The following is a 15,188-nucleotide window of genomic DNA, read 5'->3' on the forward strand; positions in this document are numbered from 1 at the left end:
CCTACTTATGGCCCTCGGCATAGGGCGCCTGGGCCTCGCTCTTGATCAGGCCGCGCGTCGCGTCGCCCACCCCCACCAGCACGAACTGCACGGCCAGCGCGCACAGGATCAGGCCCAGCACGCGGACCACGATGCTCATGCCGATCCGGCCCAGCGCCCGGCTGATCAGCGGCGCGGCCCAGAAGGCGGCGACGACCACCACCGAGACGGCGGCGATCACCGCCACGCCGATGCCCGCGCCGGTCAGGCCCAGGGGCTTGGCCTCGGCGGCGTAGATGATCACCGTCGAGATCGCGCCGGGTCCGATCAGCAGCGGCATGGCGAACGGCACGATCAGCCGCTCGAACCGCTTCTTGGCGTAGACGCGCGGCGACTGGTCCTCGATCCCCTCGGCCGCGTCGGCGAACATGGTGGTGAAGTCGTCGCGCACCATGTCCAGGCCCAGCATGAACAGGATGATGCCGCCGGCGATCCGGAACGCCTGCATCGAGATGCCGAAGAAGGCCAGGAGGCCCACGCCCGTGAAGAAGAAGAAGATCAGGAACGCGGTCATGAACAGGCCGATATAGACGGCCACCATCCGCCGTCCGGCCGCGGCCGCGCCCAGGGTGGCGGCGGCGAACAGCGGCACGTTGCCGATCGGGTCGATCAGCGCGAACAGCGCGACGAAGAAGTTGACGGCCAGCTTCGCCTCGTCCATTCGACGTCCTCGCCTTTCAATTCGCGTCCAGAGCTTGGCCCTTCCTAGGGCCGGCGGCGTCGCGCGCCAACCCCCGGGGACCAGACATGACCGCCGACCCGCGCCTGATCGTGCCGCTCGACCTGCCGACCGTCGACGAGGCCCGCGACATGGTCGAGCGCCTGGGCGACGCGGTCGGCTTCTACAAGATCGGCCTGGAGCTGCTGGCCAGCGACGGCATGAGCCTGGCGCGGGCGCTGAAGGCCAGCGGCAAGTCGATCTTCCTCGACTGGAAGCTGCACGACATCGGCGCGACGGTGGAGCGTTCGGCCCGCGTACTGGCCCAGAGCGGCTGCGACCTCTTGACCGTCCACGCCGAGCCCCAGGTGATGAAGGCGGCGGTGCGGGCGCGCGGCGCCTCGTCGCTGAAGATCCTGGCGGTGACCGTGCTGACCAGCCTGACCGACGCCGACCTGATCGAAATGGGCTACGCCTTCGGGGCCCGCGAGCTCGTCGAGCGCCGGGTGCGCCAGGCCATTGAAGCCGGCGTCGATGGCGTCGTCTCCTCGCCGCATGAAGCCGCCCTGGCCCGAGAGATCGCCAAGGCGGCCGGCAGGCCGGAATTCCTGATCGTCACCCCCGGCGTGCGCCCCTTCTGGGCGGCCAAGAACGACCAGGCCCGCGCCGCCACCCCCGAGGCCGCCCTCCGCGCCGGGGCCAGCCACCTGGTCTGCGGCCGCCCGATCACCGCCGCCAACGATCCGCGCGAGGCGGCGCTGAAGGTCATCGAGGAGATGGCGGGGGTATAGGCGCTCGGGCGTGCCGGCTTTTCAGATCGCGTCCTCCAGCGAAAAGCGGTCCGCTCCCTCGTCATACGAGAAGGCTTCGGCGTAGCGCGCCCAGTTGGTCACCGCGCGCAGGGTCTGGTCGGCGTAGTCGGGGGACATGAAGTCCTCCAGCTCGTCGCGGAACCGGCTGGCCGGCGCCAGATGGCTGGGCCGATCGTCCAGCACGCGCCGCACGTGCGCGGCCAGCGGCACGTGGGCCAGCAGCTGCTGGGCGAAGATCGACTTGCGCGCGTCGACATCGGCCTCGGCGTAGCGGCGGGCGGCGGCGGTCAGCACCAGGTCGCCCTCGCGCAGCTCGGCCAGCCGCAGCAGCTGCAGGGTCTCGGCGATGGGGAACAGCTCGTCGGCTTCGTACTGCAGGTCCTGACCCAGGTCGGACATCGGCGCGCGACCGTCGAACGGATCGGCGTGCACCGTCTCGATCAGGCCGGCCAGGACGTTGGTCGAGACCCGCGGCAACACCATGCCGAGCCCCATGCCCGGGAAGACCCCGTCACGCGCCGCCGGCGCCTGATCGGGCTGGGTCATCTGGGCGTAGATCCGCTCGACCAGCGCCCGGAAGGCCGGGTCCTGACGGTTGCGCGGCTGCGGCAGATCGACCTTGATCGTCGACACCACCCGCCCCGGATTGGACGAGAACACCAGGATGCGGTCGCACATCAGCACGGCCTCCTCGATGTTGTGGGTGACCATCAGGATCGACTTGATCGGCATCCGGCCCTCGCTCCACAGGTCGAGCAGGTCGGTGCGCAGGGTCTCGGCCGTCAGGACGTCCAGGGCCGAGAACGGCTCGTCCATCAGCAGGATCGAGGGATCGACCACCAGGGCGCGGGCCAGGCCGACGCGCTGGCGCATGCCGCCGGACAGCTCCTTGGGATAGGCGTTCTCGAAGCCGTCGAGGCCGATCAGGTCGATGGCCGCCAGGGCCCGCTTGCGGCGCTCGTCGGGCCGCACGCCCTTGGCTTCCAGACCGACCTCGACGTTCTGCAGCACGGTCAGCCACGGAAACAGCGCGAAGCTCTGGAACACCATGCTGACGGTGGTCGCGCCCTCGGGGCGGGGCGGGAAGATGATCTGGCCGGCCGTGGGCTTGATCAGGCCGGCGATCGAGCGCAGCAGGGTCGACTTGCCCGAACCCGAGCGGCCCAGCAGGCCGACGATCTCGTGCTCGTTCAGGGTCAGATCGACGTTGTCGAGGACCAGGAGGTTGGCGCCCTCGGCCTTGCCGTAGAGATGGCGGACGGCCTTGGCTTCGACGAGCGGGGCTTGGACGGGGGTCATGCAGGTCATGGGACGGTTCTCCCTTAAGCCAGGCGAAGACGGCGTTCGGCGTAGCGGTACATCGGCCGCCACAGCACGCGATTGAAGGCGATGACGAAGACGGACATGACCGCCACGCCCAGGGCGACGCGGGCGCTGTCGCCGGCGGCCGTGGCCTTGGCGATGTACGCGCCCAGGCCGGCGGCCTCGAGATGCTCGCGCCCCCAGCTGACGGCCTCGGCCACGATGCTGGCGTTCCACGACCCGCCCGAGGCGGTCAGGGCGCCGGTCACGTAGTAGGGGAAGATCCCCGGGATCGCGACCTGACGCCACCACTGCCAGCCCTTGAGGCCGAACATGCCGGCGGCCTCCTTCAGGTCGCTGGGAATGGCGCTGGCCCCGGCGATGACGTTGAACAGGATGTACCACTGGGTCCCGAACACCATCAGGGGCGACAGCCAGATGTCCGGGTTCAGGCGCAGGGCGACGATCGCCGCCACCGCGAACGGGAACATCACATTGGCCGGAAACGCCGCCAGGAACTGGGCGATCGGCTGCAGGCGCTCGGCCCAGGCCGGGCGCAGGCCGATCCAGACCCCGATCGGGACCCAGATCAGCGTGGCGAGCGCGATCAGCACCACGACCCGAACCAGGGTGGCGAGGCCCAGCAGCAGAGCCTGGCCCAGGTCGCCGAAGGTCAGCTTGGCGCTCAGGAACGACCACAGCAGCCAGACGCCGCCGGCCAGCGTGACCAACACCAGGGCCAGCCACAGGATGTCGGACGCCTTGACGAGCGCGGGATGCGGCGCGGGCAGGCGAGGCAGGGGCAGGCGCGCGGGCGCGCGCACGCGGGCGGCGATCCGGCTCAGGCCCATCAGGGGCCGGCTCAGCGATCGGACCCAGACGGCGCGACGCAGCAGATCGTAGAGCCAGGAAGCCGGACGCTGCTGGCTGGCGGTCTGCTCGAAGCGGAACTTGTCGGCCCAGGCCACGATCGGCCGGAAGATCAGCTGGTCGTACAGAACGATGACCACGGCCATGGCGCCGACGCCGATGGCCACGGCCTTCATGTCCTGACGCGCGATCGCCACCGACAGCCACGAGCCGATGCCGGGCAGGGTGACGGTGGTGTCGCCGACGGTGATGGCCTCGGAGGCCACGACGAAGAACCAGCCGCCCGACATGGACATCATCACGTTCCACACCAGGCTGGGCGTGGCGAAGGGCAGCTCCAGCCGCGTGAACCGCCGCCAGGGCGAAAAGCCGAACTGGCGGCTCACCTCGTCGAGGTCGGCCGGCAGGGTGCGCAGCGACTGATAGAAGCTGAACGCCATGTTCCAGGCCTGGCTGGTGAAGATGGCGAAGATCGCCGCGCACTCGACGCCCAGCTGCCGGCCGGGAAACAGGCCCATGAAGAAGGTGACCGTGAAGGTCAGGAAGCCCAGCACCGGCACCGACTGCAGGATGTCCAGGGCCGGCACGATCAGAAGCTCGGCCTTGCGGCTCTTGGCGGCCAGGGTGGCCACGGTGAAGGTGAAGATCAGCGAGGCGCCCAGGGCCAGGAACATGCGCAGCGTCGTGCGCAGGGCGTATTCCGGCAGCCGGGCGGGGTCCAGCGTCACCGGCGTGGCGTGCAGGGCCGCGAGCGGCTGGCTCATGTCCTCGGCCCCGCGCGTCACCAGGACGGCGCAGGCGGCCAGCAGCAGGAACGCGACCAGGTCCGCCCATCTGGGGACGGTCCCGGTGCTTCGAAAGCGCGCGATCGGACGCGCGTCCTTAAGGTCTCCGGAGAGGAAAACCATGGGGCTTGACCTTGTGACTGTGGCCGCGATCGACCGTCAGCAAGGAGCCCTCGGAACCCCTAGCGCGACGCCTTTCGCGGCTTGATGGATCGACTACGACTGTCGCTGGGCATGGGGTTTGGGTTTCCGTTTGAAGCGTTCATGTTGCATCGCCGCATGAAGCGCGGCGGCGGAATGCGCCTGTCGCGCGGCCTTGTCAAGCTGGTCTGACGAGGGGCGATGAAATGCGCGCCGCGCGGGCGCGAATTTCAGAAATCGACCGCCACGCCCTTCTTCTCCCAGTCCCCGAAACGGGTCGGCTCGGGACCCTCGCGGCCGCCCTCCTCGGGCGGCAAGCTCAGCGCCGCCTCGGCCGCGCGACGGGCGGCGGCCTCCTCCAGGGCGCGACGGGCGGCGGGGGTGAGGGTCTTGCCGGGGGCGGCGCCGGGGACCTCTGGCGCGGCGTCCGTCTCGGGGGTCGGGGTGTCGGTCATGGCGGCTCCTTGACCTGTCGATATAGAACGATCCGGCCCGCCGACAATCGTCGCGGCGGGTGGGGGCGGGCGGGCGACCAGCGACAAGGGACTTGCGTCGCGCCGCATCCCGAGGCACGGCGGGGCGGTGACTCAAGAATTGAACGACGGCCTGCCCGCGCGCGAGGCCGCCCTGACCCTGATCGACGCCGCCCTGTCGCGGCGCGGCGGTCTCGACGAGGCCGCTTCCGCCAACGGCTTCCGCTTCTTGGAGCCGCGCGAGCGCGCCTTCGCCCGCGCCCTGGCCATGGCCGTGCTGCGCCATCTGGGACCCATCGACCGCGCCCTGGCCGCGCGCCTGCAGAAGGCGCCGCCGGACCGGGTCATGCACCTGCTGCGCCTCGGCTCGGCCCAGGCCTTCTATCTGGACGTCCCCGCCTTCGCCGCCGTCGCCACCTCGGTCGAGCTGGCGGGCGCGAACAAGACCAGCCGGCCGTTCAAGGGCCTGGTCAACGCCGTGCTGCGCGGGCTGCTGCGGGACGAGCCGCCCGCCGACGACCCGAGCCTGCTCGCCCCGCCCTGGCTGCTCTCGCGCTGGACCGCCGCGTTCGGCGAGGCGACCGCGCGGGAGATCGCGGCCCAGATCGCCGAGGAGCCGGCGACGGACCTGTCCCTCAAGCCCGACCTCGACGCGGCCGCGTTGGCCGAGGCTCTGGAGGGCGAGATCCTGTCCGGCGGGTCGCTGCGCGTGCGCCGCAAGGGCGACGTCGCCGGCTGGCCGGGCTTCGACGCCGGGACCTGGTGGGTGCAGGACGCCGCGGCGGCCGTCCCGGCCCGCCTGCTGGATGTCCATCCCGGCGAGGCGGTGCTGGATCTCTGCGCCGCGCCCGGCGGCAAGACCCTGCAATTGGCCGCCGCCGGCGCCACGGTGGTGGCCCTGGACCGCTCCGCCGCCCGCCTCAAGCGGCTTGAGGAAAACCTCGCCCGCAGCCGTCTCGCCGCCGAGACCGTGGTCGCCGACGCCGGGGCCTGGGAGGACGCTCGGACGTTCGACGCTATCCTGCTGGACGCGCCGTGCAGCGCCACCGGCACCTTCCGCCGCCATCCGGACGTCCTGTGGGCCGCGCGGCCGGGCGACATCGCGTCGCTGGCGACGGTCCAGGCCCGCGTTCTCGACAGCGCCGCCGATCGCCTGAAGCCGGCCGGCCGGCTGGTCTATTGCGTCTGCTCCCTGGAGCCCGAGGAGGGCGAGGCCCAGGTCGAGGCCTTCCTGGCCCGCCGGCCCGACATGGCGCTCGATCCGATCCAGGCCGGCGAGGGCGGCGCGCCGCAGGCCAGCCTCACCGCCCGAGGGACCCTGCGTCTGCTGCCGCATCATCGCGATGGCGGCCAGGACGGCTTTTTCGCCGCGCGGTTTCGCAAAGCGAAATAGCTGACAGATTCAGCGGGGGCGGCTATCCCAGGACCATGACCGCGCCCCTTATCGCCCCGTCGATCCTCGCCTCCGACTTCGCCCGCCTGGGCGAAGAGGTGGCCGCCATCCAGGCGGCTGGCGCCGACTGGGTGCATGTCGACGTGATGGACGGCCACTTCGTGCCCAACATCACCCTGGGTCCGGACATCGTCCGGGCGATCCGGCCGCACGCGACCATCCCCTTCGACGTCCACCTGATGATCAGCCCGGCCGATCCGTATCTGGAGGCGTTTCGCGCCGCCGGCGCCGACCTGATCAGCATCCACCCCGAGGCCGGCCCGCACCTGCACCGCTCGCTGAAGCGCATCCGCGAGCTGGGGGCCAAGGCGGGCGTGGTGTTCAATCCCTCGACGGGGATCGACCACGTCGAGTGGATCCTGGAGGACGTCGACCTGCTGCTGGTCATGTCGGTCAATCCGGGCTTCGGGGGCCAGAGCTTCATCCCCGGCCAGCTGCGCAAGGTCGAGGCGCTGCGCAAGCTGGTCGACAAGGCCGGCCTTGACATCATCATCGAGGTCGACGGCGGCGTGACGCCCGTGACCGCGCCCCAGTGCGTGGCCGCCGGCGCCACCGCCCTCGTCGCGGGCTCGGCGGTGTTCAAGGGCGGGCCGGCGTCCTACGCCGACAACATCCGCGCGCTGAAGGGCGGCTGACCGCGCGCGATGGCCGGCAAGCGTTCCGTCCAGGCCCGCTCTTCTCCCGCGTCCAAGCGCGGCGGCGTCCTATGGCGCGCCATCGGCGCCGAGCTTTCCGGTCATGTGGCCCGCGAGTGGTACGGCAGCGGCCCGCACCGCCTGACCCTGGCCTTCCCGCGTCCCGAGGGCCTGTCCGCCCGGCCCCACGATCCGCGCCCGGCCGATCCGGAGCGCGGGCGCAAGATTCTCTCCGGCCTTCTGGCCCTGGACGGCGGCTCGTTGCGCCTGGGTCCGGACGGCGACCCCTTCGATACGGCCAGCCCGTCGCGCCGCTTCGCCGTCGCCCTGCACCGCTTCGACTGGCTGCCCGACCTGGCGGCCGCCGGCTCGGACGGGACCCGTCGGGCGCTGCGCCTGATCGACGACTGGCGGCGGGTGTTCGGCAAGTGGAACGCCTTCTCGTGGGGACCCGACTGCCTCGAGCGCCGGGTCTTTCACCTGGCCTGCGCCGCCAAGACCCTGGCGGCCGAGGGCAGCGACGCCGAAATCGCCGACCTGACCCTCGACATCGCCCGGCAGGGCCGTCACCTGGCCGAGCTCCGGAGCGCGCCGGAGCGGGCCCTGGAGCGCGCCGCGGTGGCGGCCATCGCCGGCTGCGTCCTGGCGGGCAAGCCAGGCGAGGCGCTGATCGACAAGGCGCTGATCGCCTTCGCCCGACATATCGACGCGATGGTCCTGCCCGATGGCGGCCACGCCACGCGCAGCCCCGAGGCGGGCGTCGAGCTGCTGTTCGACCTGCTTACCCTGGACGACGCCTTGGGCCAGCGCGGGCGGCCCTCGCCGGAGACCCTGTCGCGGGCCATCGACCGCCTGTCGACGGCCACCCGCTTCTTCACCCTGGGCGACGGACATCTGGCGGCCTTCCATGGCGGGGAGACCGTCGGCCCGGCCCGCATCGCCGCCGCCCTCGCCCATGACGATGGCGGCCCGCGCCCGCTGAACGCCGCGCCGCACAGCGGCTATCACAAGATGATCGGCGGCAGCCTGGAGGTCATCGCCGACGCCGGCCCGCCGCCGGTCGGCCCGCTCAGCGTCCATGCGTGCGCCCAGCCGGCGGCCATCGAGATCGTCTGCGCCAAGGACCGCCTGATCACCAGCTGCGGCTGGAGCCCGGAGGCCGCCGGCGCCCACGCCTTCCGCCTCTCGGACGCGGCCTCGACCGTGTCCGTGGGCGACGGCTCGGCCGGACAGCCGCTGTCGGGCTTCAAGGCCAGGACCCTGGGTCCCTGGTTGGTCGACGGCGCGACCGAGGTCGAGGCCAAGCGTCACGACGATGTCGGCGGGGTCTGGCTGGACATCGTCCACGACGGCTGGCGCCACCTGGGCCTGACCCACGCCCGCCGACTGTTCCTCGACGCCGTCAACGACGAGCTGCGCGGCGAGGACAGCCTGACCCCGCGCGACGCCGCCGACCCGAACGGGCCCAGGCGCTACCTGCCCTTCGCCGTGCGCTTCCACCTGCATCCCGACGCCCGCGCCTCGATCGCCCGCGACGGCAAGAGCGTGCTGATCCGGGGTCCCAACACCATCGGCTGGTGGCTGCGCAACGACGCGGTCGACGTGGAGATCGCCCCCTCGGCTCACTTCGACCACGGCCTGGCGCGCAAGGCCGGCCAGATCGTGCTCAAGAGCCAGGTGCGTCCCGAGGTCGGGGCGAAGATCCGCTGGAAGCTGACACGGGCGGAGGGCTAGAGACTCTAGCGGCGTCGCTTCCGGGCCGCGCGCTCGCGATTTCCCTCGACCCGAAGGGCGACGATGTCGCGGATCAGGTCCGGCGGCAGGGGATGGTCCGGCTGAAACCGGATCGTGCCCTTGGCGGTGTCGAAGCCGGTGAGGCGGTCGGCGAAGGCGTCCACGACGGCGCCGGGATAGAAGGCGCAGTGCCCGGCGGCCCCGCCGAAGTGCGCCAGATTGCCGTGCAGCTTGAAGGTCGGCAGGCCATAGCTGATCGCCTCCTCGGCCTCGGGGACCAGGGCGCGGATCTGTTCGCGCAGGGCTTGCAGCGCCGCCCGCTGGTCGGCGGGCAGCGCGGCCAGATAGTCGTCGACGGACGCGGCGGGCGCTTTCATGCGTCGCTCCTCAAGCCTTTGGCCCAAGGACGTCCGACGAAGGCCCCCGCCGACATCGCCTCGGCTATTTCGCGCCGTACAGCGCCATCACGTCCTTGCGGAACGCCGCGCCGCTGTCGGGGCGGCTGTAGAACATGTGGCCGCCCGGATAGAGGGCCAGGTTCACGCGGCCGCTGGCCGTGGCCGGCATGGCGTCGACGATCAGGCGCGAGGCGAAGAACGGGCACGACAGGTCGTTGTAGCCGTGCACGATCAGCACCTTCAGCTTCGGGTCGACCGACACGGCCTTGCGCAGGTCGGTGACCGACTCGGTGTCGCCGCCGCGGCCGCGATCCCACAGGCGGTTGACCGTGTTCGACAGCGCCTCGTAGCGGGCGTCCGGCTTCCAGCCGACGATGCGGGTGGTGAAGTCGACGATCCCGCTGGTGGTCGGGGCGATGATCGCGTCGAGGATCGGGTCGTTGACCTCCTGCTCGGGCGAGAACGGGAAGGGATCCAGCGAGGTGACGTTGCTGTCGTAGCGGCTGCCCAGGCGCCCCTTGTCGCGGAACACCTCGCGCAGGAACGACTGGGTCTCCAGCCGGCCGCCGGCGCGGCGGACATAGTCGGGCGAGAGGCCGGTCATGGCCGAGACCTTGGTGGTCAGGCGCTCGAGGGCGGCCGAGTCGGAGCCCTTCATCAGGTCGACCATGTATTCGCCGCGCGTATAGTCCTCGACGGCCTTCATGTTCTCAGGCGTCAGCTTGCCGTCGCGCTCCAGCTTGGCGGCGGCGATCGAGGGCAGGGTCCACATGGCCGGCAGCGGCGAGATCTCGCCCGCCATGCGGCCCGCGCTGGTCAGCAGCGGCGAGACCAGCACCACGCCCTTCACGGCCACGCCCAGATCCGTCTGCAGCTCGTAGGCCAGGCGCGGGCCCCGGAAGCCGCCATAGCTCTCGCCGACGAGATATTTGGGCGAGGCCAGGCGCTCGGTCTTGACCAGATAGTCGAAGACGATCCGCGACAGGTAGTCGATGTCCTGCTTGACGCCGTAGAAGCGGCGCTTGGTCTCGTCCTCGCCAACCAGCGAGCGCGAGAAGCCGGTGCCGACCGGATCGATGAAGACGAGGTCGGTGAAGTCGAGCCAGCTGGCGGGGTTGTCCTCCAGCTTGGTGAAGGCCGACGGGCTGTCGCCCTCCGCGCCGAACTGCACGCGCTTGGGGCCCAGGGCGAAGTTCAGATAGACGCTGGCCGCGCCCGGCCCGCCGTTGAAGGCCACGGTGATCGGCCGGCTCGGATCGCGCGGACCGTTCAGGACGTAGGAGGTGTAGACCACCTCGGCGACCTTCTTGCCCTTTTCGTCGCGCACCGGCAGCACGCCGACGGTCGCGGTATAGGCGATGGTCTTGCCGGCGATGACGGTGGTCTGCTGCACGGACTTGTCGGCCGGCAGCGGCGGCAGGTCGCCCTTGGCCTCGGCGGCGGGCTTGTCGCCGCCCTTGTCCTGCGCGAACGCCGGCGCGCCGCCGATCGCCGCGACCGCCAGGAGGGCCGCCACGCCGGCCCTGAAAGACTCTTTCATGTTCACCCCTCCGATGAGGGAGAAATTGCTAGGCCAAGCCGTCCGGCTTCACAACCGCGCGCCGACGTGATGCTGTGCGCGCAACGCAAGGGAGGCGGCGCGATGGCCCTGACGAACACCATGACCCCGCGCCAGGCGGCGGGGATCCGTCTGGCCATCGGCCTGGCCCAGGGGATCGCCCTCTTCCTGCTGCAGAAGGCCGACGAGGCCAAGGCCTGGCCGGCGACGACGCCGATGCTGTACGCGCCGCTGCTGGTCTGCGCGCTGATGGTTCCGCTGTTGCCGCTGGCCGCGCTGTCGGCGATGCGCAGAACGGCCCTGATCGCCTGGACCGCCGTCGCGGCCGCCTTGTCGGCGATCCTGGCCGTCCACGCCGCCTGGACCGGGGCCGAGCCCGGCCGTCTGGGGGCGGGTCCGCTAACGCCGCCGCTGTTCGTCGCGACCGCCGCCATGCTGTTCATCGCCCACCACCTCGTTCAGCCCGCCGACGCGGCCCGCAAGCCGATCGCGCCCTATGCGGACTATTTCGACCTCACCTGGACCAACGGCGTGCGACTCGCGCTGTCGTTGGCCTTCACCGGCGCCTTCTGGCTGCTGCTCGCGCTCGCGGCGGCGCTGTTCAAGCTGATCGGCGTCACGGCCATCGGCAAGCTGATCGGCGAGACGGCCTTCGCCTTCCCCGCTACCGGCCTGATGTTCGCCGCCGCCGTGCACATGGCCGTACAGTTGACCGAGGCCCGCGCGGGCCTGGTGCGCGGCGCGCTGACGGTGGGCCTGACCCTGCTGGGATGGCTGACGCCGCTGATGGTGCTGATCGGCGGCGGCTTCCTGGCGACCTTGCCGTTCACGGGCCTCGCGCCCCTGTGGGGGACCAAGGCGGCCACCGCCATCCTGCTGACGGCGGCCGCGGCCCTGGTCATCCTGATCAACGCCGCCTATCAGGACGGCGAGGAGCCGCCCCACGCCCTGCCCCGCGCCGCCGCGCGGGTCGCCGGCCTGCTGTTGATCCCGATCGTGATCCTGGCCGGCTACGCCCTATGGCTGCGGATCGACCAGTATGGCCTAACGCCAGAGCGCGTATTCGCCACGGCCTACTGGGTGGTCGCGGTCGGCTTCACCGTCGGCTACGCACTGGCGGCCGTGAAGCCGGGCCCGTGGATGAAGCCGCTGGAGCGCACGAACCTCGTCATGGCGGCGGTGTCGGTATTGCTGCTGATCGCTTTGTTCACGCCTCTCGCCGACCCGGCGCGCCTGTCGGTGGCCAGCCAGGTGAAGCGACTGGAAACTGGAAAGGTGTCGGCGGAGAAGTTCGACTTCACCTTCTTGTGGTTCGACGCCGGACGGTACGGGCGCGAAGCGCTAGAGCGGCTGAAGACCAGCCGCAACGCCGATATCGCGGACCGCGCCCGCAAGATGGCGATCACCAAGGAAAAGCCCTTGATCACCCCCGCCAAGCGCGGTCCGGACTTCGCTCAGATGGCCGTCTATCCGGCCGGCAAGACCCTGCCCGATAGCTTCAAGGCTCAGGACTGGACAAGCTCGGGGACGGACGCGGCTTGTACCATCACTGGCATGCGTTGCTCGGCTCTGATCATCGATGTCGATGGAGACGGTGCGGACGAAGTACTGCTGGCCAGCGGATCGACCTTTGACATCTTCAAGTCCTCAAACGGCGTCTGGCGGCGCGTCGCCATGGCGACCGGGATTTGCGCTGACGCGAACATCGAGAGCGCGCTGAAGTCCGGCGCGGCTCAGATGGCCGAGCCAGAGCCTCGCCGCGATTTGAAGATTGGCGATCAGCGTCTGACTATCGTGCCTATGGGCGACGGTTGCCGCAACGGCGTTCCGATCGGTCCCGTTTGGTACAAGACCGGTGTCATTCAAGAGGACATCCGCTAACCCACCCCCGCGCTGATCGCGTTCAGCCGGGCATAGACCCCGCCGGCCGCCGTCAGCTCGGCGTGGCGGCCTTCCTCGACGACCTGGCCCTTCTGGAACACCAGGATGCGGTCGGCGCCGCGCACCGTCGACAGCCGGTGGGCGATGACGATCGTGGTGCGGCCTTCCATCAGGGCCTCGGCGGCGGCCTGGACCTGGCCTTCCGTCTCGACATCCAGCGACGAGGTCGCCTCGTCCAGCACCAGGATCGGCGCGTCGGCCAGGAAGGCGCGGGCGATGGCGACCCGCTGGCGCTCGCCGCCCGACAGCTTGACGCCGCGCTCGCCGACCAGGGTGTCGTAACCCTGGGGTAGACGCAGAATGAAGTCGTGGGCGCGCGCCTTCTTGGCCGCCGCCTCGACCTCCTCGCGCGTCGCGTCGGGCTTGCCGTAGGCGATGTTCTCGAACAGCGAGCGGTGGAACAGGGCCGGATCCTGCGGCACCACCGCGATGGCGCGGCGCAGGGACCCTTGCGTCACGGCCGAGACGTCCTGGCCGTCGATCAGGATCGCGCCGGCCTGCAGATCGTGTAGCCGCTGGATCAGCTTGACGAAGGTCGACTTGCCCGAGCCGGTCGGTCCGACCAGGGCCACGCGCTCGCCGGGCGCGATCCTCAACGAGAACTGGTCGTAGAGCGGCGCGCCCGCCGCCTTGTAGCGGAAGGTCACGTCCCGGAACTCGATCGCGCCGGGACCGGGCTTGAAGTCCGGCGCGCCGGGGGCGTCGGCGATCTGCGGCGACAGGCGCGCCCAGGCCGCGACATCCTCGGCGTCGTCCAGGCCCTTCTGCAGCATGCGGATGTTTTCGCCGAGATTGCGCAGGTAGCCGCTCATCAGCATGAAGGCGGTGATGGCGAAGGCGACGTCGCCGGGCGTGGCCTGGCCGCGCGACCAGCTCCAGACCATGGCCCCGGTCAGGCCCGCCTGCAGCGCGACGAGCAACAGGTTCTGGCCCAACCACACGTCGGTGAAGCGGTTCCAGGTGACCATGACCGCCGCGCGCCAGGCGGCGGTGACCTCGGCAAGCCGCTCGGCCTCGCGCGCCTCGGCGCCGAAGCTCTTGACGGTCGGGTTCGAGGTCACGGCGTCGGCCAAAGCGCCGCCGATCTTGGAGTCGAGCGCGTTGGACTTCAGGTTGCTAGGGCGGACATAGCGCTCGGTGACCGCGAGGTTCACGGCGAGATACGCCACGACCACGACCAGCGAGATCCCGCCCGCCAGGGGCTGGCGCAGCAGCATGGCGATCGACAGGCCGACCAGCACGATGATCCCCGGTCCCAGCCAGATGGTCACCGCGTCGGTGACGCTGTCATAGCCCCACATGGCGCGGGTCAGCTTGCGCACCGTCGCGCCGGCGAAGCTGTCGGCGTGCCAGTCCGACGAGAAGGCCTGCACCTTGGCGAAGCCCTCGTTGGTCATCTCCTCCATGTTGCGGGCGGCCAGCGGGATCCAGAACCGCATGGCGATGTTCCGCACCAGCGAGAAGCCGAGATAGACGCCGACGAAGGCCGTCCAGGCGCTCCAGGCGGCGCTGGCCGCGCCCTGGCTGGCGACGGTGTCGACCAGCCGCCCCGACGCCCAGGGCAGGGCCAGGTCGAAGCCGATCGCCACCAGGGTCAGGCCGACGCCCAGCCCGAACAGCAGCGGCCGCCGCTTCCAGAAGCGGGCGATGAAGGCCAGCACCTGGCGGTTCGACAGCGCGCGCTTGCGCGGGCCGGTTTCGTCCTCGTCGTCGTCGGAAAAGTCGCTCATGGCCGGCTAGATAGGCGCTTTGGTCCGGCCTTGCGACCCGTCAGCGGCGCCGACGCCTTCGCCCGCCGCCGAAAGGCCGCCAGCGCAGGAACCAGACGATGGCCGGCCCGACCACCGGAACCCGCAGCATCGGCCGCACCGCGTGGGGCCTCGTCTTCAGGAAGCACAGCACCGCCCCGATCCAGAACACCGTGGTCGGCATGCCAGGCGTGACGATCCCCACCGCCCCGGTCGCCAGCAAGGCCCCGCCCACGCCGTCCAGCGCCCAGCGTTCGAGGCGGGACAGGCGACGGCGCGGCTTGCGGACGGGCTCGGCGGTCATGGGGCGAGGCTAAGCCCAGCGGCGGCCCGACGCTAGAAGGCCCGCGCGAGGCCGCCGAGGCGCGCGGGTCGCGGCGCCAGGCCACGCCGGATTCTCGGCCCGAACTTGGTCGCCGAGGTCAGACGGGCGACCATGGCTTCGTCGCCCGCCCGCCGGAACAGGCGCGCGGCGGCCGTCCACAGCGCGGTGGTCGCCGGATGCGGCAGGGCGATTCCGGCGAGCGCGCCGATCAGCAGCAGAGCCCAGGCGGACAGGCGGAGCGTGGCGGTCATGATTTCGGTCCTGCGAATGACTTGCAAGAAGACCTTCGCCGATCGCGGCCAGAAAGGCCAATCGA

The 15,188-nt window shown here is 70.9% G+C and carries 14 protein-coding genes; 5 read left to right on the forward strand and 9 right to left on the reverse strand.

What is annotated here, in order from left to right; genetic code table 11:
- Position 1: 1 nt before the first annotated feature.
- The gene (locus Q0V34_RS02490) at positions 2-700 is read right to left on the reverse strand and encodes a MarC family protein (RefSeq protein ID WP_297507197.1); all 699 of its coding nucleotides are present in this window, start codon (positions 698-700) and stop codon (positions 2-4) included.
- Positions 701-786: 86 nt separating this feature from the next.
- On the opposite strand from Q0V34_RS02490, the gene pyrF reads away from it, so the two are divergent.
- Positions 787-1,488, forward strand: coding sequence for an orotidine-5'-phosphate decarboxylase (gene pyrF / locus Q0V34_RS02495; protein WP_297507200.1), 702 nt, complete (start codon positions 787-789; stop codon positions 1,486-1,488).
- Between the two features lie 21 nt (positions 1,489-1,509).
- Here the strand turns inward: pyrF and Q0V34_RS02500 are convergent, their stop codons facing one another.
- The 3 genes from Q0V34_RS02500 to Q0V34_RS02510 form a co-directional block, all read right to left on the reverse strand.
- A complete protein-coding gene (locus Q0V34_RS02500; protein ID WP_297507203.1) occupies positions 1,510-2,817 on the reverse strand; it encodes an AAA-associated domain-containing protein in 1,308 nt (435 codons plus the stop codon).
- Between the two features lie 14 nt (positions 2,818-2,831).
- The gene (locus tag Q0V34_RS02505; RefSeq protein WP_297507206.1) at positions 2,832-4,589 is read right to left on the reverse strand and encodes an ABC transporter permease subunit; all 1,758 of its coding nucleotides are present in this window, start codon (positions 4,587-4,589) and stop codon (positions 2,832-2,834) included.
- 248 nt (positions 4,590-4,837) lie between these two features.
- Positions 4,838-5,062 (reverse strand): DUF1674 domain-containing protein, encoded by a 225-nt coding sequence (locus Q0V34_RS02510; RefSeq protein ID WP_297507209.1) that lies wholly within the window; start codon positions 5,060-5,062, stop codon positions 4,838-4,840.
- 127 nt (positions 5,063-5,189) lie between these two features.
- On the opposite strand from Q0V34_RS02510, the gene Q0V34_RS02515 reads away from it, so the two are divergent.
- The 3 genes from Q0V34_RS02515 to Q0V34_RS02525 are packed head-to-tail and all read left to right on the forward strand — an operon-like array spanning position 5,190 to position 8,902.
- Positions 5,190-6,473 carry an RsmB/NOP family class I SAM-dependent RNA methyltransferase gene (locus Q0V34_RS02515; protein ID WP_297507212.1) on the forward strand — a complete coding sequence of 428 codons (1,284 nt, stop codon included), beginning with the start codon at positions 5,190-5,192 and terminating at the stop codon, positions 6,471-6,473.
- 35 nt (positions 6,474-6,508) lie between these two features.
- Positions 6,509-7,168: a ribulose-phosphate 3-epimerase gene (gene rpe, locus Q0V34_RS02520; RefSeq protein WP_297507214.1), complete on the forward strand. Its 660-nt coding sequence runs from the start codon at positions 6,509-6,511 to the stop codon at positions 7,166-7,168.
- A 9-nt stretch (positions 7,169-7,177) separates the two neighbouring features.
- A complete protein-coding gene (locus Q0V34_RS02525) occupies positions 7,178-8,902 on the forward strand; it encodes a heparinase II/III family protein (RefSeq protein ID WP_297507217.1) in 1,725 nt (574 codons plus the stop codon).
- Positions 8,903-8,907: 5 nt separating this feature from the next.
- Here the strand turns inward: Q0V34_RS02525 and Q0V34_RS02530 are convergent, their stop codons facing one another.
- Both Q0V34_RS02530 and Q0V34_RS02535 read right to left on the reverse strand, forming a co-directional pair.
- Entirely contained in the window at positions 8,908-9,279 is a 372-nt protein-coding gene (locus Q0V34_RS02530) for a DUF1801 domain-containing protein (protein WP_297507220.1), read from the reverse strand.
- A 64-nt stretch (positions 9,280-9,343) separates the two neighbouring features.
- A complete protein-coding gene (locus Q0V34_RS02535) occupies positions 9,344-10,840 on the reverse strand; it encodes a S10 family peptidase (protein ID WP_297507222.1) in 1,497 nt (498 codons plus the stop codon).
- A gap of 120 nt (positions 10,841-10,960) precedes the next feature.
- Here Q0V34_RS02535 and Q0V34_RS02540 point away from each other — a divergent pair, with 120 nt between their 5' ends.
- Positions 10,961-12,739, forward strand: a complete 1,779-nt coding sequence (locus Q0V34_RS02540; protein WP_297507728.1) for a DUF4153 domain-containing protein — start codon at positions 10,961-10,963, stop codon at positions 12,737-12,739.
- Here Q0V34_RS02540 and Q0V34_RS02545 read toward each other — a convergent pair.
- Genes Q0V34_RS02545 through Q0V34_RS02555 form a run of 3 tightly spaced genes read right to left on the reverse strand, consistent with a single transcriptional unit; the run spans position 12,736 to position 15,123 of the window.
- Positions 12,736-14,529 (reverse strand): ABC transporter ATP-binding protein, encoded by a 1,794-nt coding sequence (locus tag Q0V34_RS02545; RefSeq protein ID WP_297507225.1) that lies wholly within the window; start codon positions 14,527-14,529, stop codon positions 12,736-12,738. The two genes, Q0V34_RS02540 and Q0V34_RS02545, sit on opposite strands and share 4 nt — an antisense overlap.
- Before the next feature lie 40 nt (positions 14,530-14,569).
- The gene (locus tag Q0V34_RS02550; RefSeq protein WP_297507227.1) at positions 14,570-14,851 is read right to left on the reverse strand and encodes a DUF454 family protein; all 282 of its coding nucleotides are present in this window, start codon (positions 14,849-14,851) and stop codon (positions 14,570-14,572) included.
- Positions 14,852-14,883: 32 nt separating this feature from the next.
- A complete protein-coding gene (locus tag Q0V34_RS02555) occupies positions 14,884-15,123 on the reverse strand; it encodes a hypothetical protein (protein WP_297507229.1) in 240 nt (79 codons plus the stop codon).
- Positions 15,124-15,188 lie beyond the last annotated feature (65 nt).

It is taken from the genome of uncultured Caulobacter sp. (genome assembly GCF_947036865.1).
GTDB lineage: Bacteria > Pseudomonadota > Alphaproteobacteria > Caulobacterales > Caulobacteraceae > Caulobacter.

What these genes read in the sequence shown, in the direction of transcription:
- Q0V34_RS02555 (WP_297507229.1), bottom strand. Translation starts at nt 15,123, where the DNA reads ATGACCGCCACGCTCCGCCTGTCCGCCTGGGCTCTGCTGCTGATCGGC.
- Q0V34_RS02525 (WP_297507217.1), top strand. Translation starts at nt 7,178, where the DNA reads ATGGCCGGCAAGCGTTCCGTCCAGGCCCGCTCTTCTCCCGCGTCCAAG.
- Q0V34_RS02530 (WP_297507220.1), bottom strand. Translation starts at nt 9,279, where the DNA reads ATGAAAGCGCCCGCCGCGTCCGTCGACGACTATCTGGCCGCGCTGCCC.
- Q0V34_RS02550 (WP_297507227.1), bottom strand. Translation starts at nt 14,851, where the DNA reads ATGACCGCCGAGCCCGTCCGCAAGCCGCGCCGTCGCCTGTCCCGCCTC.
- Q0V34_RS02505 (WP_297507206.1), bottom strand. Translation starts at nt 4,589, where the DNA reads ATGGTTTTCCTCTCCGGAGACCTTAAGGACGCGCGTCCGATCGCGCGC.
- Q0V34_RS02545 (WP_297507225.1), bottom strand. Translation starts at nt 14,529, where the DNA reads ATGAGCGACTTTTCCGACGACGACGAGGACGAAACCGGCCCGCGCAAG.
- Q0V34_RS02490 (WP_297507197.1), bottom strand. Translation starts at nt 700, where the DNA reads ATGGACGAGGCGAAGCTGGCCGTCAACTTCTTCGTCGCGCTGTTCGCG.
- Q0V34_RS02535 (WP_297507222.1), bottom strand. Translation starts at nt 10,840, where the DNA reads ATGAAAGAGTCTTTCAGGGCCGGCGTGGCGGCCCTCCTGGCGGTCGCG.
- Q0V34_RS02540 (WP_297507728.1), top strand. Translation starts at nt 10,961, where the DNA reads ATGACCCCGCGCCAGGCGGCGGGGATCCGTCTGGCCATCGGCCTGGCC.
- Q0V34_RS02510 (WP_297507209.1), bottom strand. Translation starts at nt 5,062, where the DNA reads ATGACCGACACCCCGACCCCCGAGACGGACGCCGCGCCAGAGGTCCCC.
- pyrF (WP_297507200.1), top strand. Translation starts at nt 787, where the DNA reads ATGACCGCCGACCCGCGCCTGATCGTGCCGCTCGACCTGCCGACCGTC.
- Q0V34_RS02500 (WP_297507203.1), bottom strand. Translation starts at nt 2,817, where the DNA reads ATGACCTGCATGACCCCCGTCCAAGCCCCGCTCGTCGAAGCCAAGGCC.
- rpe (WP_297507214.1), top strand. Translation starts at nt 6,509, where the DNA reads ATGACCGCGCCCCTTATCGCCCCGTCGATCCTCGCCTCCGACTTCGCC.